At 39.8% G+C, this 21,915-nt stretch carries 13 protein-coding genes; 3 read left to right on the plus strand and 10 right to left on the minus strand.

What is annotated here, in order from left to right:
• Positions 1-147 precede the first annotated feature (147 nt).
• The 7 genes from AB7E53_RS09910 to AB7E53_RS09940 all read right to left on the minus strand — a co-directional run bounded on the left by AB7E53_RS09910 (position 148) and on the right by AB7E53_RS09940 (position 13,975).
• Positions 148-2,433 carry a GH92 family glycosyl hydrolase gene (locus AB7E53_RS09910; protein WP_079684568.1) on the minus strand — a complete coding sequence of 762 codons (2,286 nt, stop codon included), beginning with the start codon at positions 2,431-2,433 and terminating at the stop codon, positions 148-150.
• Positions 2,434-2,460: 27 nt separating this feature from the next.
• The gene (locus tag AB7E53_RS09915) at positions 2,461-4,725 is read right to left on the minus strand and encodes a GH92 family glycosyl hydrolase (protein WP_446775434.1); all 2,265 of its coding nucleotides are present in this window, start codon (positions 4,723-4,725) and stop codon (positions 2,461-2,463) included.
• 7 nt (positions 4,726-4,732) lie between these two features.
• Positions 4,733-7,003 carry a GH92 family glycosyl hydrolase gene (locus AB7E53_RS09920; RefSeq protein ID WP_394333172.1) on the minus strand — a complete coding sequence of 757 codons (2,271 nt, stop codon included), beginning with the start codon at positions 7,001-7,003 and terminating at the stop codon, positions 4,733-4,735.
• Between the two features lie 177 nt (positions 7,004-7,180).
• The gene (locus tag AB7E53_RS09925) at positions 7,181-8,782 is read right to left on the minus strand and encodes a RagB/SusD family nutrient uptake outer membrane protein (protein ID WP_079684576.1); all 1,602 of its coding nucleotides are present in this window, start codon (positions 8,780-8,782) and stop codon (positions 7,181-7,183) included.
• Between the two features lie 21 nt (positions 8,783-8,803).
• Entirely contained in the window at positions 8,804-12,088 is a 3,285-nt protein-coding gene (locus tag AB7E53_RS09930; RefSeq protein WP_446775436.1) for a TonB-dependent receptor, read from the minus strand.
• A 251-nt stretch (positions 12,089-12,339) separates the two neighbouring features.
• Positions 12,340-13,314, minus strand: coding sequence for a FecR domain-containing protein (locus tag AB7E53_RS09935; protein WP_446775438.1), 975 nt, complete (start codon positions 13,312-13,314; stop codon positions 12,340-12,342).
• 76 nt (positions 13,315-13,390) lie between these two features.
• On the minus strand, positions 13,391-13,975 hold the full coding sequence (locus AB7E53_RS09940; RefSeq protein ID WP_371689185.1) for an RNA polymerase sigma-70 factor: 585 nt from the start codon (positions 13,973-13,975) through the stop codon (positions 13,391-13,393).
• Between the two features lie 245 nt (positions 13,976-14,220).
• Here AB7E53_RS09940 and AB7E53_RS09945 point away from each other — a divergent pair, with 245 nt between their 5' ends.
• The 3 genes from AB7E53_RS09945 to AB7E53_RS09955 all read left to right on the plus strand — a co-directional run bounded on the left by AB7E53_RS09945 (position 14,221) and on the right by AB7E53_RS09955 (position 18,598).
• A complete protein-coding gene (locus tag AB7E53_RS09945) occupies positions 14,221-15,468 on the plus strand; it encodes a glycoside hydrolase family 5 protein (protein WP_446775439.1) in 1,248 nt (415 codons plus the stop codon).
• A 155-nt stretch (positions 15,469-15,623) separates the two neighbouring features.
• Positions 15,624-16,796, plus strand: a complete 1,173-nt coding sequence (locus AB7E53_RS09950) for a M24 family metallopeptidase (RefSeq protein ID WP_446775441.1) — start codon at positions 15,624-15,626, stop codon at positions 16,794-16,796.
• A 113-nt stretch (positions 16,797-16,909) separates the two neighbouring features.
• Positions 16,910-18,598, plus strand: a complete 1,689-nt coding sequence (locus tag AB7E53_RS09955) for an alkaline phosphatase (protein WP_179399440.1) — start codon at positions 16,910-16,912, stop codon at positions 18,596-18,598.
• A 39-nt stretch (positions 18,599-18,637) separates the two neighbouring features.
• On the opposite strand, the gene AB7E53_RS09960 is transcribed toward AB7E53_RS09955, so the two are convergent.
• From AB7E53_RS09960 to AB7E53_RS09970, 3 genes are all read right to left on the minus strand, one after another.
• Complete coding sequence (locus tag AB7E53_RS09960) at positions 18,638-19,150, minus strand: GNAT family N-acetyltransferase (protein WP_446775443.1); 513 nt, start codon at positions 19,148-19,150, stop codon at positions 18,638-18,640.
• 58 nt (positions 19,151-19,208) lie between these two features.
• Positions 19,209-20,939, minus strand: coding sequence for a tetratricopeptide repeat protein (locus AB7E53_RS09965; RefSeq protein WP_446775445.1), 1,731 nt, complete (start codon positions 20,937-20,939; stop codon positions 19,209-19,211).
• A gap of 146 nt (positions 20,940-21,085) precedes the next feature.
• On the minus strand, positions 21,086-21,472 hold the full coding sequence (locus AB7E53_RS09970; protein ID WP_446775447.1) for a DUF3244 domain-containing protein: 387 nt from the start codon (positions 21,470-21,472) through the stop codon (positions 21,086-21,088).
• Positions 21,473-21,915 lie beyond the last annotated feature (443 nt).

Genomic DNA, 21,915 nt, shown 5'->3' on the forward strand with positions numbered 1-21,915 from the left:
GTGATAAGCGATCAAAATCGAATCGAAAGAAAAATCAATCCAAAATGGGCGGCTTGAAGCTTTTTTGAAAAACGAAACAAAAAAGAAAGAGGATGTGCCAATTACTTTGTTTTGACACACCCTCATAAAATGAAAGAAATATAAATGTTAGTTTATCTTTTCGGCAGAAGGAGGTGGTAATTTAGCACCCCATTCTTTATTTGCTTTATCTCCCATTTTTAATTCCAATACACCACCATTGGCAATATCTTTATGATTGAACCAAGGTTGATTTAATGGTTTCCCATTCAGCATGGCCGACTGAATATACTTATTATCATCCGAACAATTTTCCGCCTTTATCTCGAAAGTATGCCCATTACCTAAATCCAAAATTACATTCGTGAAAACCGGACTTCCAATATTATAGGTAGGAGAACCCGGGGTAACTGGATAGAATCCCATCTGCGAAAAGGCTACAAATGCCGACATACCACCACCATCTTCATCTCCTGGCACTCCCATCAGGTCGTTCCGGAACCATTCCTGAATCAATTTACGGATTCGCTTTTGAGTTTTCCAAGGCTGTCCGGCATAGTTATACAGATAAGGAATATGAAGACTAGGTTCATTAGCCATAGAGAATTGACCTACATTTCCGGTATGATCAGGCAAAACACGGTAAAACTCAAATTTACTTTTGCCAAGAGGTTCATTAAACATCTGATCCAGATTCTGAACGAAATTCTCTTGTCCCCCCATCAAAGTTACCAAGTCGCCAACATTATGCTGTACATCCCAACGATATACCCACGCATTATTTTCGCCATAATACGCGCGTGCTCCCTGACCGCCCGAAAATACATAATCGAAAGGCATAATAAACTTCCCATTTTTATCTTTAGGATGGAAAAAGGATGTTTCTTTATTAAACACATTCCGATAGTTATAAGATCTTTTCAGAAAATAATTGTAATCGTCCGTCTTTCCTAATGCTTTGGCAATTTGTGACAGACACCAGTCGTCGTAGCTTGCACCCAGGGTAACAGCAATAACCTGGCGATTTTCAAAAGGATGTACAGATTTGCTAGTCTCAGGCTCACCCGGATGCAAAGCAGGAAAATATCCCTCCTTTTTATAGAAATCATCCAATTCACTCGCTTTAGCACGAACCCATGGAGCAAGTGTCTCCTCCATTATAGCGCTCTTGCATGCCTCATAAGCAGCTAATAAATCAAAACCGGTCAGACCTTTACAATATGCATCCCAAATTACGGCAACCGCATGGTTACCATTCATACGGTGACTATCGCCGGTTACTTCAGGAAAAGTAGGCATCCATCCTTCGGGAGACTGCTGTGCCATCCGTATATAAGAGGACACCATAGCCAGTTCTTTCTGAGGTTCAATCAGCACACGTAATGGATGTGTGGCCCGGTATGTATCCCAAATCCAATCATCAGTATAGAAAGGCATCCCTCCATCCTCATGAATCTGACCATCTGTAGCACTGTAATACTTTCCATCTTCTGAAATGCAAATCATTCGTTCATAGGTACGATACAAAGACGTATAAAAAATCGTTTTTTCATCGTCTGTTCCGCCGGACACTTTGATCTTGCTCAATGATTTGTTCCATTCATTGCGACCAGCTTTAGCTACCACATCTACATCGTAAGCAGTAATTTCTCTTTGAAGGTTCTTTTTAGCCTGCTCAGTACTTATAAATGAAATACCATATCGAAGACCTATATTTTGCTCTTTTTCACCGTAAGCCAATACTAAAGCAGCATTACGTCCAACAGCCTTTGTCTGACCGAACGTTAAACTATCAGCTATAAGCGTGCCTGTCTTTTCCGGGAAACGGTTTGTTTCAGCATATATGTAAATCCTCGTCTTCTGATCTACGTATTGAAAACCACTCACACTGTTACCCTCTGCAATCAACTCTCCATTACGCGTATTGAAGATAAGGTAATTTGGAGCTTTGTTTCCAAAAGTGATTGAATACAAGGCAGATTGAAATGACGGAGCAAAATCCACATCCATGTTCACTTCATCCAAGAATACACGATAACGATAAGGATCAATCTTTTCCTGATCGTAACTATAGCTGATAACCTGTTTCATTTCTTCCGGATTCCCTTGAAAAGGACTCAGGTTAAATGCAGAATTACCCCGGTGACTGGTAACGATAAGAGGTAAGCCATATAAACGGTCGCCTGTAAAATCACCCCGTTCCGGGTACACACGTAACATACTGTTAGGTAAATGTACCGTTGGATAGGTAGGCACCAGCAGGTGACTTATATTTCCCATATAGGGATTTACAAAGTCGACCGGCTCTTTGGATAACTCTTCCGAGTAATTACCAATTCCGTTAGTCTGACATCCCGTTAGCAGTATCGTTGCCAGCAGCAAATTCCAACCTTTTTTTACGAAATTACTATTCATACTGTTATGCGTTTGAGTTAAATAAAATTAGATAGCTGTAACCGGACGGTTTGCTACATCTTTACCAAATTCTTTGTTAGGCTGGTTACCCATTACAAATTTGAGTGTACCACCATTCATTATATCCTGATAAAGAATATAGGATTTTTCATATGGTTTGCCGTTCAACGTTACCGATTGAATATAGATATTTTCCTTCGAATTGTTTTCAGTTACCACTTCGAAACGTTTTCCACCGGGTAATGTAACCGAGGCTTTGTCGAACAACGGACTACCAAATACAAATACACCATTAGAAGGATTTACCTGATAGAATCCTAATGCCGACATGATATGCCAGGCCGACATCTGTCCGCAATCTTCGTTTCCTATAATACCATCCGGAGCATCCGTATAGAATTCATTTTGAATATATCTAACCATTTTAGCTGTTTTCCACTGCTCGCCGGCATACGGATATAAATATGCGACATGGTGACTAGGCTCATTTCCATGAGCATACTGACCAATCAGTCCGGTTATATCGGCCGAATAGCCTTCACCCATATCGCCTTCTGCAACAAACAGAGAGTCTAATTTGGATATAAAAGGTTCGTCGCCGCCAAACAACTCAATGAGACCTTCAGGGTGTTGCGGAACAAAAAAAGTATACTGCCAGCCGGTACCCTCACAAAAATCACCTGTTCCATGAACAGACAAAAAAGGATCATAAGGAGCAGTCCATTTCCCGGCAGAATTTTTCGGACGGATGTAATTTATATCCTTATCAAAGTATTGTGTATAGTATTTTCCTCTTTTCAGATATTCGTTGTATACAGAATCCTTACCCATCTTTTTGGCCATCTGTGCAATACCCCAGTCTCCCACAGCATATTCCATAGCCACCGAAGTTGCTTCATGTAACTTATCGCAGGGAATATAGCCTAGTTCCATTACATAAGGAACTCCTTTCTGCTTGGGGTATGTAGAAGACACAAGCATGGCATTCATCGCCCTCTCTGCATCAAAGCCGGATAATCCTTTCAAATAAGCATCGGCAATAACCGGAATTGCACTGTAACCAGGCATACACTCCGTTTCACCTCCAACCAAAGGCCAGATAGGAAGTTTACCCTGTTGATCATAAATACCAAGATATGAATTAATCATATCCCCTACCATATCAGGCTTGATAACTGTAAATAATGGATTCAACGTACGATATGTATCCCAAAGTGAGAAAGTAGAATAATTCTTCCAGCTAACATTGGTATAAACAGAATCATTATGTCCGCGGAAATCTCCATTCACGTCACTGTATAAAGTTGGAGCAATAAATGTATGATACAAAGAGGTATAAAATATTTTCTTCGCACGTTCGTCTTTTGTATCGACATCGATACAAGACAACGCTTCGTTCCAAACTGTTTTGGCATTTAGTTTTACCTGATCGAAATCCCAGTGAGCCAATTCTGATTCCATATTTGCTTTAGCATTGGCACAACTAACTGAAGAAATGGCAACCTTAAGCAATACAGATTCCGGATTCTTTTCGAATGAAATCACGCCCTTTACAGCAGGACCGGTCAAAGTGCCCTCAGCCGCAGGTTCGTCATCGTTGAACAATTGCAAAACCTTCATCGGCTGGTCACACTTTAAGGTAAAGAAAACCTTGTGTTGCGGACTCCATCCTTTGGAAAAACGATATCCTTCGATTGTAAATTCATCCAACTGCTTCAGGTAAGTATCATACGCATTGTCACCATTTCCTTCCTTCAGATTAATAAGAATATGTGCTTCTTCGTTAGGAAAAGTATAGCGATGCATGGCCACACGTTCGGTTGCGGTAAGCTCTGCTTTCACTCCATTATCCATCAACAAGGAATAAAAACCAGGTGTAACAATTTCATTCTCGTGCTTGTAATAAGAAGAACAGCTCCCTTCAATATTATCTTGTTCACCACGGGCCGTTCTTACAGTTCCCGTATAAGGCATCAATAAAATATCGCCTAAATCGGCACACCCGGTCCCACTTAAGTGTGTATGAGAGAATCCAATAATCACACTATCCGAATAATGGTACCCCGAACACCAGTCCCAGCCCTTATGAATATTCTGCGGACCAACCTGAACTGCTCCAAAAGGAACATTGGCACCTACAAATACATGGCCGTGCGCTCCGGATCCGATATACGGGTCCACATAAGATACATAATCCTTAACCTCGGCTTTCTCCTTAACTGAACAGGAGAAAGAAAAGAATGTCAGGCATACAAAGATGCCTGACATAACCTTACTACTGAATAATTTCATTATCTATTTATTTTTTCTCATTTACAGAGAATGAATATGGAAAATCTGAAGTCTGAATACCTCTTTGTTTATTTGGAGTTTCACTCATACGGATATTTATTTCTCCTCCATTTTGCAAATCAGCATGTTTCAGGTAATTTTTAGTATAGTTTTTACCGTTCAGAGTCATCGATTCGATGTAACGAGTCTTCGCATTGTTTTCAGGAGCATTAATCACCATTTTATTTCCATTTTCAAAAGTAATAGTCGCTTTTTTAAACAATGGAGCCCCCATCACATATTCGTCCGTACCAGGACATACCGGATAAAATCCCAATGCAGAAAACACATACCAGGCAGAAGTCTGACCGTTATCTTCGTCACCACAATACCCATCCGGATTACAAGTATACATTCGGTTCATCACTTCACGCAACCAATACTGGGCTTTCCATGGTTCTCCGGCATAGTTATACATATAAATCATATGCTGAATAGGTTGATTTCCATGCGCATAGTTACCCATGTTCATAATCTGCATCTCCCGGATCTCATGAATTACCCCACCATAATAGCTATCGTCGAAAACAGGTGGTACGGCAAATACAGAATCAAGCATCTGAACAAAGTCTTTTTTACCACCCATCAAGTCGATCAATCCTTGTGGATCATGGAATACAGACCATGTATAATGCCAGCTGTTACCTTCGGTAAATGCATCCCCCCATTTCAAAGGAGAGAAAGGAGCCATAAATTTACCATCGGCATTTTTACCGCGCATAAGTTTGGTTTCCTTGTCGTAGAGATTCTTATAATTCATTGCACGTTTGGCATATAAATCAACTTCCTTTTTGGGACGTTTCAGATCTTTAGCCAATTTATAAATACACCAGTCATTATAAGCATATTCCAACGTACGAGCAGCATTTTCATTAATCTTCACATCGTACGGCACATAACCAAGCTTGTTGTAATACTCGTGACCAAGTCTACCTGTTGAAGAAACCTTTGGGTGAACATTTTCTGTACCGTGGATAAGTCCGCTGTAAAGAGTTTCCAGGTCGTCTACCTTCACCCCTTTCATGTAAGCATCAACTAAAATAGACGCAGAGTTGTTTCCAACCATACAACCGCGGTGACCCGGGCTCGCCCATTCGGGGAAAAATCCACTTTCTTTATACGTATTGATCAGACCTTCCTGCATCTCTTTATTTACAGAGGGGAACATCATGTTAAGGAATGGGAACAGACAACGGAATGTATCCCAAAATCCCGTATCAGTATACATATAGCCAGGCAGTACCTCGCCATTGTAAGGGCTATAGTGCATAACCTTTCCGGCAGCATCAATTTCGTGAAACTTACGTGGGAAAAGAAGCGAACGATACATACAAGAATAAAAGGTACGATATTGATCTAATGTTCCACCTTCTACTTCTATTTTACTCAAAACTTTATTCCACTCGGCTTTTCCCTGAGCAGCTACGGCATCAAAGCTGTTACTTCCTAACTCTTTAAGATTAAGATCCGCCTGATCAAAACTGATAAATGAGGAAGCAACTTTTGCATGTACCACTTCACCCTTTTTTGTTTTAAAACCAATAACCGCACCTACGTGGTTTGATTTTTGTTCTTTATCATTTTTCAAAGCACCGTCTGCAAATGTATATTCGTATGTAAACGGTTTATCGAATGTTATAACAAAGTAATTTTTAAAGTTGGCAGGAACACCCCCACTGTTTTTGGTTGTATAGCCGATAATTTTATTTTCGTTTGGTAAAATCTTAACATACGAACCCTTATCAAGAGCATCAATCACCACATACGAACTATCGCTTTGTGGAAATGTAAACCGAAACATAGCGGCACGTTCTGTAGGAGTAATTTCAGTCACTACATCATGTTCAGCCAAATATACTTTGTAATAGTACGGTTTAGCTACTTCCGATTTATGAGAAAACCAACTGGCCCGTTTATCCTGATCAAAAGCAGGAGCACCTACCACAGGCATGATGGCAAACTGACCGTAATCATTGATCCATGGACTTGGCTGATGTGTCTGCTTAAAGCCACGAATCTTGTTTTCGGTATAAACATAGGCCCATCCATCACCCATTTTGCCTGTCTGAGGCATCCAGAAGTTCATACCCCAGGGACGGGCAATTGCAGGATAGGTATTCCCTGTAGATAATTGGAATGTCGATTGCGTTCCGATCAACGGATTAACATACTCGACGGGGTCAAATACGGCTTCAGTCACTGAAGCTACTGCAGGTTTCCCGATCCAGCTTAAAGCCATCGCAAGAACCACTGCACAAGCATTTTTACTCTTCATCATAAGAATTAATATTGGTTGCAATAATTTACAAAGTAACTAAAAAGAGGTGAATATACAGAGGCTATAATACCCGGAAACTGTCAAAAAACAATAAAAAAAGGCCCGGGTTATCTACCCGGACCTTTTCTTTATTAAATCTTAATCATTTTCATAACCGGGATTCTGAACCAACGAAGGATTACGTTGCATTTCATTATCAGAGATCGGCCATAACAGATGCTTTGTTTGGAAAGTTTGTCCCCATGGGTTTACTGCTCCAACCACATTAACGAAGGTTACAGTACCAGGTGCACTATCCGAAGTTTTAGGATACATACGTGTACGTTGAATATCAGACCAGATACGCATTTCCAATGGAAGTTCACGCATACGTTCAATCCATACCTGCTGAACAAATGCCTCTTTAGATAAACCGGTAAGAGAAGCTTCTATAGCAGAACGGCTTGTAGTAGTATAAGCTCTTGCACGAACATCAGTCAGGTATTTCACAGCCTCGGCAGTAACACCTTCCGATTGAGCAATGGCTTCTGCCGCAATCAATAATACTTCAGCATAACGATAAACAGCCAGGTCCTTTCCACATTTACCTGTAGAAAGCATTGACGATTCGTCATACCACAACCAAGGTGCCGGAGATGCGTTTTCAGGGAATACTTTCGTAATAGTCTGGCCATCCTTTTCATATGTATAAGTAGTATGGAAGAACTGGCGCTCCTGGATACGTAAATCCTTCTCGCGGTCGTACACATTCAAATACTGTTTAACCGGACGATAAGCGTTATTCGTAATTGAATACTTGAAAATACCCCATGTAGCAGCTACGTTAGGCATTGAAATCTGCGGACGGGCATTCGTTGAAATACTAGCATCCGACTCATACGTGTAAACATACTCGATATTGTTATCTTCTGTACGCATTACATTGTAAGCACTTGTTTCAGGAGTAGCACCATTCTCAATCAATTTGTGTTTACCGCTATTGATTACGTTACGTGCAGCAGTTGCTGCAGCAGCGTATTGATTAGATTGAAGTGGGAAACCGCTCATATTTAAATAAACATCTGCCAAAAGCGTTTCGGCTGTATTTTTGGTAATACGATGTTTATTGTTTGTAAATGCTTCGTTGGGAAGACTGGCAACAGCATCCTTCAGGTCTTTTACAATCAGCGCATAAACTTCTGCAGAAGCGGTTCGTGCAACATACATATTTTCAGACGATTCATACGGTTCTGTAATCAAAGGTACATCGCCGAAGAATTTAACCAAATAAAAATAGTTGAAAGCACGGAAGAATTTAGCCTCGCCTAATAAAGTTGTAATTTCAGATTGCTGTAAATCCGGAGTCTTATCAATATACTTGATAGCCGTATTTGCACGTGAAATTGCACCATAGCAACCATCCCAAACGCCATCCATCGTTCCGGCGATGTTCTTTGATGTTATAGACAATTTCTGACTATAGTCGGCAACAACCTCTTGTCCTTTATATTCATTATCAAAAAAACCGGACAAATATCCACCTAAAGTTACAGTAGAAGGCATATAAACGCCACCATTTCCGTAAAATTCAGGAGCACCTTTACGGTACAAAGCGTTAACGGCATTGTAAGCGTGAGAAGGAGCAGAAAAGTTCTGTCCGGTACTCATTTCACTTTTGGGTTTTTCTTCAAGAAAGTCGCTACAAGAGGTAGACACATTCAGTAAACCCACACACATTAATCCAAAAAATATCTTTTTCATTTCCATACGATTCGAAGGTTATTAAAATGTAACATTCACACCAAGAGTATAGGTTCTTGGCTTCGGATACTGATAGAAGAACATATTCTGTCCCCATTGATTAGAACCTTGAGAAGTACCTTCAGGATCGTAGCCCTGGAAGTCTTTTGAATCAAGGACAAAAGCATTGTTTACGCTGGCATACACGCGAAGTGCACCTAAACGTAAAGACTGTAACGCTTTAGCATCAAATGTATAGCCCAACTGAATCAGGTTACCACGGATGTATGAACCGTCGGCTACCCAATGTGAGTCAAGTTCTGAACTCTGACCAGACAAGTTAGCATTACGGATTGCCTGAACCATGGTATTCGGATTAGAACCGTTGTAGCCTTCATGAAGAATGGAAGCCAAACCGCTTGTATAACCGAAACGGTCTTCTGCCGAGTGATAGAACTGCTGTAAAATATCAACACCAGCTACAAACTGTAAGTCGACTGTCAAGTCAAAATTCTTATAGTTGAAAGTATTAATCAAGCTACCTGTAAAATCAGGAATACCTTTACCTAAGATTTTCTTTTCTTTCGAGCGTTTAGCCTGTCCTACTCTTGCACCTGCAGCTTCGGCTTCAGCTCTTTCCTCAACTGTCCAAACTCCCAAACGTTCGTAACCCCAGAATGAGCTTAATGATTCACCTACGCGTAAGATAGTCTGGCTACCAGAAACCCAACCCGGACCAGGAAGAATATCTTCGTTATTCTCACCCAACTGTTTAATCTTATTACGGTTATAGTTCACATTCAATGTTGTATTCCATGAGAAATCTTTAGATTGAACGTTTACGCTGTTCAACATAAAGTCCACACCGTAGTTTTCAACCTCACCGATATTGTCGATAATTGAGGTAAAACCAGTACTGTGAGGAACAGGGCTATCCAGCAACAAGTCGGTTGTAAGCTTATAGTAATATGAAACATCAAAATTCAAACGGTTCTTGAACAGATTCAAGTTAAAACCAAAGTCGAATTGATTTGTTTTTTCCCACTCAAGATCCGGGTTGGCCAGACGAGCCACATAAGAAGTTGCCTGACGTCCTCCATCAATCAACGCTGTACCTGAAGAAATTGTTGCCAATGATTTATAAGGATCAATTTCGCTGTTACCTGTCACACCATAACTGGCATGGAACTTAAGCTGATCGATAGCAGTCATATCTTCCATAAAACCTTCATTGGAAGCCAACCATCCCAAACCTAAAGAAGGGAAGAATGCATATTTGTTGTTAGCACCAAACTTGGAAGAACCGTCCATACGAGCAGTAACTGTAGCCATATAACGATCGTTATAAGTATAAGCACCTCTTAAGAAGTAAGAGTTCATTGCCCATCTGTTAAACGTAGACGTTGGAGGTTCCGGAGTCTTTGCAGCACCTAAATTATTATATCCGTAAAAGTTATCAGAGAATCCTGAAGCAGAAACCGACATATAGTTATAGGTTCTTTCCTGCCATGACAAACCAGCTACGGCATTTACACGATGCTTACCAAACACCTTATTATAAGACAGATAAGTTTCTTCCTGCCAGTAAAGCTGCTGAGTATCACTCATAAATGCATATCCGTTAGGAGATGAAATATTAATCAAATCAGTTGGTGAATATTCTCTCCATTTACGAAGGTGAGCATCTACCCCGATCTGTGTTCTAAGATCCAATCCAGGTAACAGGTGGAAAGTGAGCGCCGCATTACCAAAAATCTGAGTTCTGTAACGCATACGTTCCATTGTTTCCAAAGCATGTACCGGGTTAGCCATTGCTTCGAAGCTGAAATCGGATGTAGAGAATGAGTTAGACCATTTGCCATTTGGATATTTTACCGGGAAAATAGCCGGCATTTCAATCATGGTACGACGAGCAACCTGTCCACCGCCACCTTCGTCGGTATCATTCTGCCAGGTATGGTTAACCAAAACATTTACTCCGGTAGACAACCAGCTTAAAGGTTTAGCATCGTATGTAAGTTTAGCGTTGATACGTTTCATAAAAGTATTCAACATAACTCCCTGTTGGTCTGTGTAGTTCAGGAATGCCCCAACAGATGAATTCTTTCCACCTTGTTGAATGCTTAGCTGATGATTGTGTGACAAAGCTGTACGAGTTGCCTCATCCTGCCAGTCGGTATCATATTTTGGCGTTCCGTCTGCGTTGAAAAGTTCTGTATCTTTCAATGTAAGCGTTTTAGTGCTTCCATACCATTTACGATCGTTTTCGTAGCTTATCTTCATAGCTTCCATAAATTCGGCCGCGTTCATCACGTCCATTTTGCTGGCAGCTTGCGAAAGACTTACATATCCATTATAGCTCACCTTTACGCCTTCACCTGAAATACCGCGTTTTGTAGTAATCATAAGTACACCGTTTGCACCGCGTGCACCATAAATAGCCGTAGCTGAAGCATCCTTCAACACCTCGATACGTTCAATGTCATTAGGGTTAAGGAATTGGAAATCTTCCATTACAACACCGTCAACCACATACAAAGGATTTGATGATGAGTTGATAGTACCGATACCGCGAATCATAACACGGGTAGCGCCACCAGGCTGTCCTGAGTTTGTAAAGATGTTCACACCAGATGCCTTACCCTTCAAACCTGCCAAAGCGTTGAATGAAGAAGTTTTAAGAATATCATCGGCATTAGCTACTGATATAGAGCCTGTTACATCCGATTTACGCTGTGTACCATAACCAACCACAACCACTTCGTCAAGTGCTTGTGTATCTTCAGTAAGGACAATATTTATATTTGACTGGTTACCAACAGCAACCTCTTTTGAAAGGTAACCGATATATGAAACCTGTAAAACAGCTCCTGCAGGCACTTCCAATGAATATTTACCGTCAAAATCGGTAGTAGTACCTAAAGAAGAACCTTTTACAAGCACATTTGCTCCGATAATAGCTTCGCCTTTAGAGTCGGTAATTGTACCCGAAACCACTTTACCCTGCTGGGCAATCGCCGGTGAAGCATTTTTAGTCAACACAATGTAGTCGTTTTCGAAGGCATACTTAACATCAGTACCTGCAAAAGCTTCTGCCAGGCATTGTGCTACCGATTTATTGCCGTTTTTAACAGCAATAGCCTCTTCTACATTCACTTCGCTTTTACTATAAACAAACAGATAATCCGTCTGCTTTTCAACCTGGTCGATAAAATTTCCGACCGTCATATTACTTCCCGAAATATTCACTTTAGCGTTCTGCGAACTTGTGTTCGTGGCAAACGAAGAAAATACACATAGGAAAAGAAGAAAGGAGGTAATTCTCATAACATTCAAAAATTTCTTTAAATGATAATTTTGAAATAATAAAAGATTGGACAAAGGATCTTTTTCCATAACTTTGTACTGTTTACGTGTTAATACTTTAATTTATAATTCTTGTGTTAGCATTTATGTCGGTGGATGCGGGAACATCTGCCGGCATTTTTTACGACCGTTTATGTCATAGGCTGATTTTCTTTTTAAAGGTTAAACATATATGGTTTCTATTATCTTTCAATTTAATTGTAATACACTATTTATTTTATGATGATAATATTTTTATCATCGTCTTTTATAAACGAAAATGGATATGCTTTCTGAAGCGTTCTTAACACACTTTCTATTCCATCCCTTTGTCTGAATTTGGCTGTAAACTTATTTTGCTTCAGCTTTTCATTATGCACATTGATTGTTATATCATAATAGAGCTCCAGTTTCTTCACCATATCAACAAAAGGCACATCATCGAAGGCATAAATTCCCGATCGCCACAACAGCAAATCGCTTGTTGAATATTTTGTTTTCACCAATTTGTCACCTCTCAGTTCGGCCGTTTCGGAAGGGTTCAGGATCATAGTTTTAGAAGCATCATGTTTATCAGACACTTTAACAGACCCTTCCACCAGGGTGGTCGAAAATTCGGGCTTTCCCTTATAGGCAAAAACATTGAATTTTGTTCCTAACACCCGTATATCCATCTTCTCGGTCGACACAACGAAAGGAAGTTCTTCGTTTCGTTGAACTTCAAAAAAGGCCTCACCATCCAGCTCCACCTTTCTTACATCGTTTGCAAAACGGTTGGGATAACGTAACGTTGAACTTGCATTCAACCAAACCACTGTTCCATCATACAATGTAACCTTGGCCCGTTGACCAGCTGGTGTGGCAAATTCTTCGTAACCAGCCAACGCATCCCGGTTCATCGGAGTATCAAACTGAGTTAGAATTGTCCAGGTTGCAGCAACAGCCACAACCACCGTCGCTGCGTACCCGAACATTGGTCTAATATAATGAATAAAAAATCGCTTTTTCTCCGCCTTCTTAAATTGGGCAAGCTTCCGGTTGGCCAATTGTTTATCAGCTGGTTTAGATAAAGAAGACAATGCCCAAACATTCTGCATTTCGGCAAACACTTTCTTATCTTCGGGCGATTGCTGAAGTTTACGAAAGAGTTCTTGTCGCTCTTGCGGAGACAACTCTCCATTAAAATATCTTATAAACAAATCTTGCATTCTTTTTTCGGGCATTTACAGTAAGAGCGATCGGAGGTTGATTTACCACCAAGACAACTCTTGAATTTTACATACTTTAACAAATAAATAAAAAAAGCAGAAGTGGAAGATAATCCTTTAATTCTTCACGTAATTTCTTTAATGCTATGGAAATCTGACCTTCAACGGTGTTTACCGACAGATTGAGTTCTTCGGCGATTTCTTTATACTTTTTACCCTCAATACGACTTTTAATAAAAATCAGACGACATCTTTCGGGTAGTTTATCGATGGCATTTCTAAGTAAAGTTTCAATATCCTCTTCAGAACTAAAATTATGATCAAAAGATTCCAATGCAAACAGTTTCACATTCAGCTCCTCGTTGTACTCGTGTTTTACATTTTCGGAGTACATCTGCTCCACCATTTGATGACGCAGAAAATCAATACATTTATTCTTTACTAATGTAAAAAGATAAGCAGTAAGGCTTACGTCAACACGCAAAGCTTCTCTTTTCTCCCAAAGCATCAAGAAAATATCCTGAACAATATTCTCGGCCTCTTCATCAAATAATACGTATTCTTTGGCAAACAGGAATAACCTCGAAAAATTATTGATATAAATTGAATCAAAATTTTCCTTTACGCTCAATGCTGTAGGCCTATCTTCCTGATAAATCATAATTAACTATTAAACAGGATTTACTATACTATTAATATTCTTGAAAAAAATTCGTTTTACTAACCTTTAAATCAACTATGCTCTGTGCATTCAATTTTGCAAATGTACATTATTTTTTAAGTTTTTACACATTCATTCTAATTAAACCACAATTAAAATCATCCTACAAATCAGATCCGAAGAATTGCAGGCAATAAAAAAACGACTAACTTTGCTCACGTTAAAATTCTTAAATCCATTCGATTATGAAAAAATGTGTGTTATTTTTATTCTTGTTATTTGCAGTTCTTTGTACCATCCAGGCCTCTTCTTTGAAATCTAAAAACAATGGGAAACCCTTTTTAAAGGTTAAAGGACAAGATATTGTTACCCCCAACGGAGAATCATTTCTCATACAGGGAATTAATCTTGGAAACTGGCTGAATCCGGAAGGATATATGTTTTTATTTAAAGATGTAAGCTCATACCGGCTGATTGATCAGGCTTTCAGGGAAATGGTTGGTCCCGATTTTACAGACCAGTTCTGGAAAACATTTAAAGATAATTACATTACACGCGAAGACATAGCCTACATCAAGCAAACAGGCATGAACTCCATCCGTTTACCCTTCCATTACAAATTATTTACCGACGAAGACTATATGGGTCTGAAAAGTAATCAGGATGGATTTGCCCGTGTGGACAGTGTCATAAAATGGTGTAAGGCCGAAGGTCTTTATGTTATTCTGGATATGCATGATGCCCCAGGCGGACAAACAGGCGATAACATAGATGACAGCTACGGCTACCCCTGGCTGTTTGAAAGTGAAACCAGTAAACAGTTATTCAGTGAAATATGGAAAAAGATTGCCGATAGATACAAAAACGAACCGACTGTTTTGGGATACGATCTCTTAAACGAACCCATCGCCACCTATTTTACCAATAAGGAGGAAATAAACAAGTTATTGGTTCCGGTCTATAAAAGAGGTGTAGAAGCCATCCGGAGTGTAGATCCCAACCACATTATTCTGTTGGGTGGAGCACAATGGAACAGCAATTTCAGTATGTTCGACGAGAAAGCGATAGACAGCAATATGTTATATACCTGTCACCGGTACTGGTGTGACACTCTGCAGTCTAATTTACAAGATTTCATTGATTTCCGGAACAAGGTAAATCTTCCGTTGTATATGGGTGAGACGGGCGAAAACACAGACGAATGGGTTGGAGGATTTCGCAGACTTATGGAACGGAATAATATGGGATGGCACTTCTGGCCCTACAAAAAAATGGAGAAAACAAGTTGTATGGTACATATAAAGAAACCCGCCAACTGGGATCTGATTGTGGAATACACGCAAAAACCCCGCAACAACTTCAACGAAATTCGTGCTGCAAGACCCGATCAGGAGCTTGTTAAGAAAGCGATGCTTGAATTACTTGAAAATATAAAGTTTGCACATTGCATTAAAAACCAAGGATACATAAAAGCACTTGGCATGAAACCGTAATACAGGCGAGGAGACTATATACTTATTGTTACAACTATCATAATGTAGTCTCCTTGCTAATTTTCGTTATTAAAACACAAAAAAACATCCTTAAAATCGAATTAGAGGTTAAATTTAATACCTTTGATGCCCAAAATGTAATGAGATTATAAATAATGGTATCAAAAGAGCTACGTGCCGATTTACAATTAAAATGGCAACGCATCCAGCAAGCGATGCAGATGGTGAATGCAGACGGTTGTCTGCTGTCTGTTGATGTAAATCTTTTTTATACAACCGGTCAGATTTTTAGTGGTTATTTCTATCTTCCCAGTCAGGGTGAACCCTGCTTTTTTGTAAAAAGGCCCAACGGAATTACAGGAAGCAATGTAGAATACATTCGTAAACCTGAACAAATTCCGGCCCTACTTGCCGAAAAAGGTATTAATCAACCTAATAAACTGCTGCTGGAAGCCGACGAATTAAGTTATAACGACTACATCCGTCTGCAACAACTTTTTAATCCGAAAGAGACAGGCAATGCCACTACGCTGATGCGCAATGTCCGGATGGTAAAAAACCCTTGGGAAATAAGTCAGTTCCGGATATCAGCCAAAGGCCATGCCGCCACTTATGCAGAAATACCCTCTTGTTACCGACCGGGAATCACCGATCTTGAATTTCAATACGAGATAGAGAACAAAATGCGTCGCCAGGGATCCATCGGTATATTCAGGGCTTTTGGAGCCAATATGGATATACACATGGGAAGTATTCTTGCCGGCGATAATGCCGAAGCCCCCTCTCCTTTCGATTTTGCTTTGGGAGGACAGGGTATGGATCCGTCTTGTCCATTGGGTGCCAACGGCACAATCCTGAAAGAAGGAACTTCCGTTATGGTTGATATGGCCGGCAACTATTCGGCTTACCTAACGGATATGACACGTGTATATGCCATCGGCAAACTTCCGGAACTGGCTTATAAAGCGCATCAGGTTTCTCTTGCCATTCAGCATGAGATAGAAAATATGGCCAGACCCGGCACCCCATGTGCCGACTTATACAATCTGGCTTTCCAAATGGCCGAAAGAGAAGGATTAGCCGATTACTTTATGGGCACTAAGCAACAGGCTAAATTTGTTGGTCATGGCATAGGTCTTCAGATCAATGAATTACCGGTACTTACCCCCCGTTCTAAAGAATTATTGGAAGAAAACATGACTTTTGCACTCGAGCCCAAGTTTGTTATTCCGGGTACTGGTGCCGTTGGAGTTGAGAATAGTTACCTTGTAACGAATAATGCGGTTGAAAAACTAACATTGTTTGAAGAAAACATTATTCAGCTTTAAATGAAAAACCAATTGTAATAAATATAAAACAGGTAAATAACACATTCGAAACAATTGTGTTGTTTATTTGTTTTCTCAATCAGACCATATTAAAAAAACTAATTAAGAAGCATATGAAGAAATCGATGAGCTTTTTGCTGTTACTGGCCATTCTGATAGGTCCTTTAAAAGCGGCTGACATTGAAAATGTCAAACCTGTCAAGAATATTATATTATTAATTCCGGATGGGACATCCCTTTCAACGGTGTCGATCGCGCGTTGGTTACAATGGTATAACAACCCCGACATGCCCAATCTGGCAATTGATCCTTACATGTGCGGTACCGTACGCACCTTCTCGTCGAACGCCCCTATCGGCGACTCGGCTCCTACAACTTCATGCTACATGACGGGAATTCCAAGTATTGCAGGATACGTATCCACACATCCGGTTCAGGATGCAGCCAACGACATCTTGCCCATCGATTCCACCCGTGCCTATCAACCATTGGTTACTGTGCTTGAAGCTGCTAAAATGAAGTATGGCAAATCTACCGGACTGGTTTTTACCTGCGAATTTCCGCATGCCACACCGGCCGACTGTTCTGCGCACAGTTACAATAGAGGAAAATATGAATGGATTGCCCCCCAGATGGCACACAACGATCTGACGGTTGTTATCGGTGGCGGAACTTCGTTATTGCCGGCCGAGAGTGAATCGTATCTGCGCAACAACGGCTACAGTGTTTTTAAAGACAACCTGAAGGGTATGCGCGAGTTTAAAGGCGAAAAAATGTGGTCTTTATTTTCTGAAAAGGAAATGCCTTATGATATAGATCGTGATACAACAGCCACCCCGAGTCTGGAAGAGATGACCCGTACCGCTATCAGCAAGTTGTCTCAAAACGAAAAGGGATTCTTTTTAATGGTAGAAGGAAGTAAAATAGACTGGGCTGCCCATGCCAATGATCCAATGGGAATGGCTTCAGATTACCTGGCTTTCGACCGTGCCTGTGGTGCTGCTCTTGAATTTGCAAAAGCCAACGGAGAGACGGCCGTAATCATTGTTCCCGATCATGGCAACAGCGGTATCAGCCTGGGTTCTTCAAGATGCAGCAATTACAGCAAGCTTACAAAAGATCAGTTATTCGGACAATTTGCTCAATACAAACTTACATCCGAAGGTTTTCAAGCGATGCTGAACAGCAGACCAGCCTCTGAAGTACAAAATATCTTCCGTACGTATGCCGGATTCGAGCTAAACGACGACGAACTGAAAATGCTTTACAACAACAAAGGATACAAAAACAGTCCGATACCGTTGGAAGAGCGCGCAAAAGGTCCTGAATTGGAATCATTGTACAGTGGATCATTATCCGGATTCATAGCCAAGCTTCTTACTTCAAAAACCTGTTTCGGATTTACAACGGGCGGACATACCGGCGAAGAGGTGTTTTTAGCAGCCTATCATCCCGAAGGAGATGTTCCGATGGGGGTTCTTACCAATGTAGACTTAAACCATTACATGTGTGCATTATTTGAAATTAAGGGTGAATTGGACGAGATGTCCAACCAAACCTTTGCTAAACACACGGATGTGTTTAAAGGTTACAAATACGAGATAGTTCCTTCCACCGAAAAGAACGGGACTCCTACCCTTGTAGTAAAAAGCAAGAAAAAACAACTTACCATCAAACCTTTTACCAATCTTATTCAAACAGGTAAAAAAGGTACCGAAACAATCAAACTTAATTCGGTAGTGGTATATGTAGATAAAAACAACACCTTCTATCTTCCTTCAGATTTAGCCAAGCATCTGTAAGCCGAATTTTGAGGTGAATATAAAAAACCCGTATCAGTCTTAAATGTCTGATACGGGTTTTTTATTTCCAATCTTTTGAAAAGCAATGCGGGCTGTACCGTTTGAAACGTAAATGATGCCGCAAGGGAGAAATCCGTTTTTCTTTAATATATGCTGCATCACCACATTGTCATGATGGGTGTCTACCCGGATGTTCGGGATCTGTTCAAAACACCACTGCAAACAATAGGATCCAACATCCTTAACTTTCCCCGATCCTGCCAATCGATGCACAACGCCATATGGTTCATCGTTCAACCATTTCCCATCGTCTATCCTTGCATACGTAGGATCTTCACCAATCCTGAAATAAAAGGTGGCTACTATCTCGTTTTCCGCATCCAGACAAACATAGCTGTATCCGTTTTCGATATCCGCAAGTATCACTTCACGCGAAGGATAGCCATTAATCCATTGATTTCCATTTCCGGTTTCTTGCATAAATTGCCTGGCTCTGCTGTAAATAGCCATCAAATTATCCAGTTCCTCCAACCGGGTTTTTCTTATAATCATACGCTATGTTATTTTATATCATTCAAACAGAGGTCTAAAATAGTCAAAAAACTTTTATTTACGAGATGTGATTGATAATTGATTCCAGGTTCTCCTCCTTTTCATTCATACGTTGTTTAATCCTGAATCGTTTTGTCAGTACCGATTCGTATTTGCAACAAGTAAGAGATGCGATATATTCGTTGGATATACGAAGTTTTATCAGACAGCAGATCAGGATATCATGCGATTTGAGAGCAGGATAACGTATACGCAGTTTTGTTGCAAAATCATTGCATTCTTTGTCCATAAGATCGGGCAGCTGATTTTGTTCTGTTTCCGACATAATTGAATCACCCGGCTTCCAGGATCTCAAACGGTCGATAAGGCTATATTGCGATTCGATACCGGCATTTATAACCGTTATTTTTTCTTTCCGCTTTGCGAGTAAATCAATTTCCCGGTTCAGTTCCTCACGTATCCGTTCAAGTTTTTGATTCTCAATTTTAAGACGGGAAGTTTCATCCTCTTTCTGCTTGAGTTTATACAATTGAACTTCCTTCTCTTCAAGCTTTAAGTTGGTATCCCTGATCAGTTTCTCTTTTTCTGCCACCCATTTTTCATTTTCCTTGATCTGGATCTGATTTGCTTCAATTTGCTTCAAATACACGGAAGTCTTCGACCTTAAAATTTTAAGCTGATGCTCCTTCTTTTTTCTATATATGTAAAATGCGGTTAAGGTTGCGGCTCCCAGTAAAACACTTATCAACAGCACCAGATACAAATTCCTCATGGTACGGGTTTTTTCCAAAAGGATCTCGGTCTTCTCATTTTGAAGTCTTTCATTATCATATTTAGCGATGATTTCTGTAAGATCTTCTGCACTTGAGCGAGTCAAAATCGAATCCTTCAGCGTTGAGTAAACCTTATAATATTCGAGTGCTTTGGTGGGATTATGTTGAGACTCGCTTATCTCTGACAAGTACCTGTAAGCAGACGTTTTCGAAAAAATATTCTCACTACGAATACATTTGTCGATATATACAAGAGCATAATCTGTTTTACCAGCCTTTCGGTAAATATCTGCAATCGCAAGCGAAGTTTCATCAGTACTAACAATATCCGGATTATAAGTAATAGATTTACGCATATAATATAACACACTGTCCTTCTTTTGTATTTGATCGTACAAAAGAGCGATTTCATATAGTACATCAGACTGTATACGGGGTTTCTTATACATTTGCGCCATATCGAATGCTCGTTGATAATATGTTAATGATTCATCGTATCTATGCTGAAATAGCCTCATACGGCCCAGATTACGAATCGCATAGGGAGTCGTAGCCGTATCGTTAACCATCAACATCATGTTATAGGAATCCACATAATAGTCGAATGCCTTATCATACATACTCAGCCACATGCTCACCCCTCCCAATTCATTATAGACCAATCCGAGTAATCTGTATGACTTCGTTTTTTTCGCTACAGTTTCTGCTTTTTTGTAGTATAATGCGGCGTCTTCAAACTTTTCCATATCATGATAAACCCGACCTTTAAAAAACAACACTTTGGCTTTCATAGCATTATCTTCGCGATTCTTATAAGCATTATAAACATAGTTTATCAATGAGTCGGACTTGTGTTTTATATAATTTTTATCTTTGGCTTCCACCAAAAGCAAATAGTAGTCAATCTTCTCTTCTTCAGAATTCAAATCACTCTCCGTCATCCCTTCAAGAATCTTCAATGCACTATCCGGACGGATTAACATAAGTGAATCTGCCAATACAAATTGTCGTTTCAATCGAGCTTTGTTATTACAAGAAAAACACCCCACAAACAATAAAACGACAAGAGACAATCCCAGAAGACGAAAAGTGGCAGATAAAGGTAGCATAGTGTTAATTCAATTAAGTGAAATAAGTAATAGTAATTAGATAAACTGCAATATTATTTAGTAAATGTTCCGTACACATATCCCCCGCCAGCATTGGTGAATACCAAGGTATAGCTCCCGGAAGACAAATTTGCTATACTGACCAGCAACTGCTGTACCGAAGTTATCTGTTCGTTGGATTGATAAACCAGATCACCATTTACATTGTAAATGCTTATAGTAACATCTCCTAATGCGGTAAGGAAATTAATAAATATCGATTGACCATCGGTAGAAGCATCAATTGGAATCGGATCATCCAAACTTTTAGCACCGGCTACTCCTATTTTCCCTTTCAAATCTATCTCTGTGGGAGGTTCGGATTGAACAAATCCTACTGCAATATGTACAATAGCAAGGAGAAATAAAAAAAAGAAAAAAGCCAGTCTATAATTTTTCACCTACAGATAGTATTTAATTTCTGCAAATCTATCAGTTAAATTCAACAATTACAAAAAAAAGAACTATAAATATGTCTGATTAGAAAAACAAGCTGGTTGAGGGAGTAGAAAGATAAATCAAAGCCTGTCAGCTGTAAACTATTCTAGTATGGATTATAGGAAGGTGCCCATGATTTCAGCATAACGGTTAAAGTAAAGTCTGGTCAATACAGTAGTATCATTTTCATTTAAGGCTTTTATCCAAAGCAATACGAAGAACTATTCGTTTGCCATATGTCTACTTTGCGTTTGCCATATGTCAAACGCAAAGTAGACATATGGATAACTTGCATTCAACATATGACAAACGAATAATTCATATAACAGAAGAAAATTGTTTATAACGATGAAACAATTAGTTGTATACTATGTTCCAACTTATATGCCGGTATCTAAATTAACTT

The organism is Macellibacteroides sp. (assembly GCF_050251695.1).
Classification (GTDB): domain Bacteria; phylum Bacteroidota; class Bacteroidia; order Bacteroidales; family Tannerellaceae; genus Macellibacteroides; species Macellibacteroides fermentans.

Bases quoted from the DNA above. Each gene is read 5' to 3' on its own strand.
- AB7E53_RS09955 (WP_179399440.1), top strand. From the start codon at position 16,910: ATGAAGAAATCGATGAGCTTTTTGCTGTTACTGGCCATTCTGATAGGT.
- AB7E53_RS09935 (WP_446775438.1), bottom strand. From the start codon at position 13,314: ATGCAAGATTTGTTTATAAGATATTTTAATGGAGAGTTGTCTCCGCAA.
- AB7E53_RS09930 (WP_446775436.1), bottom strand. From the start codon at position 12,088: ATGAGAATTACCTCCTTTCTTCTTTTCCTATGTGTATTTTCTTCGTTT.
- AB7E53_RS09910 (WP_079684568.1), bottom strand. From the start codon at position 2,433: ATGAATAGTAATTTCGTAAAAAAAGGTTGGAATTTGCTGCTGGCAACG.
- AB7E53_RS09940 (WP_371689185.1), bottom strand. From the start codon at position 13,975: ATGATTTATCAGGAAGATAGGCCTACAGCATTGAGCGTAAAGGAAAAT.
- AB7E53_RS09920 (WP_394333172.1), bottom strand. From the start codon at position 7,003: ATGGCTTTAAGCTGGATCGGGAAACCTGCAGTAGCTTCAGTGACTGAA.
- AB7E53_RS09945 (WP_446775439.1), top strand. From the start codon at position 14,221: ATGAAAAAATGTGTGTTATTTTTATTCTTGTTATTTGCAGTTCTTTGT.
- AB7E53_RS09915 (WP_446775434.1), bottom strand. From the start codon at position 4,725: ATGAAATTATTCAGTAGTAAGGTTATGTCAGGCATCTTTGTATGCCTG.
- AB7E53_RS09950 (WP_446775441.1), top strand. From the start codon at position 15,624: ATGGTATCAAAAGAGCTACGTGCCGATTTACAATTAAAATGGCAACGC.
- AB7E53_RS09925 (WP_079684576.1), bottom strand. From the start codon at position 8,782: ATGAAAAAGATATTTTTTGGATTAATGTGTGTGGGTTTACTGAATGTG.
- AB7E53_RS09960 (WP_446775443.1), bottom strand. From the start codon at position 19,150: ATGATTATAAGAAAAACCCGGTTGGAGGAACTGGATAATTTGATGGCT.